At 53.8% G+C, this 864-nt stretch carries 1 protein-coding gene; it reads left to right on the top strand.

Annotated elements, in window-relative coordinates; translation table 11 throughout:
• Positions 1-12: 12 nt before the first annotated feature.
• On the top strand, positions 13-864 hold an 852-nt coding region (locus QHH26_13615), incomplete at its 3' end, for a helicase-related protein (protein MDH7482987.1).

Below are 864 nucleotides of genomic sequence, written 5' to 3'. Positions count from 1 at the left end.
CAGGCGTCGCAGATGCGTTTCCGCATCGGCGATCCCAAAGGGAAGAAAGGCGTGCGTAGCTGGGATGGCAAACAGGGAAAGCGCGCACGTTTCCTGGCTAAACTGCTTATGAGGATAAGTAGCGATTTTTCAGAACAGGAGGCTGTCAATAGGGCTGTAGACGTCTTGAGAGCTATATGGCAGTCCATGAGGCAGTTTGATGAACGTGCCCCTACGTCCAATGACCGTTTACTTCTTCCCGTTGACGATGCCCGGAGATTGAATCCTGACTGGTGGAGACTAGTTCTCATCCGTGACACTGACACAATCTTCCAGTGTGACACCTGCGGTCGTCTTCAGGCCATCTCGGTTCGCGGTGTTTGCCCAAGACATCGTTGTCCAGGGATGCTCAGGCCAGTACAGGTGAGCAACCTGGAGCCCAACCACTATCGTTCCCTTTATGAGGAAGATTTGCCTGGAATGCTGCGCGTGGAAGAGCATACAGCACAGCTCGACAAAGAGAAAGCCCGAGAGTTTCAAAGAGAGTTCCGAAACGGCAACATCCATGTCCTGAGTTGCTCGACGACCTTTGAATTGGGCGTGGATTTAGGTGACCTTGATGTGATCTTTCTTCGCAATGTTCCCCCCGAGGCGTTCAATTACGCACAACGAGTAGGGCGAGCCGGACGCCGAAGCGGATACCCCGGATTTGCTCTCACCTACTGTCGCCGTAGCCCCCACGACCTTTACCACTTCTCTGAGCCGGAGCGGATGCTCAGTGGAAAAATCCGCCCCCCTGTCCTAAGCTTGCGGAACGAGAAGATCATCGCCCGTCATATTGCAGCAGTGGCGCTTTCCCGCTTTTTCCGTGATTTTCCTGAAAGG

The sequence above is a fragment of the Armatimonadota bacterium genome (genome assembly GCA_029907255.1).
Taxonomy (GTDB): Bacteria; Armatimonadota; UBA5829; order DTJY01; family DTJY01; genus JAIMAU01.
Note: the sequence above shows the minus strand (reverse complement) of the source record. Positions and strands in the feature narration are given on the sequence as shown.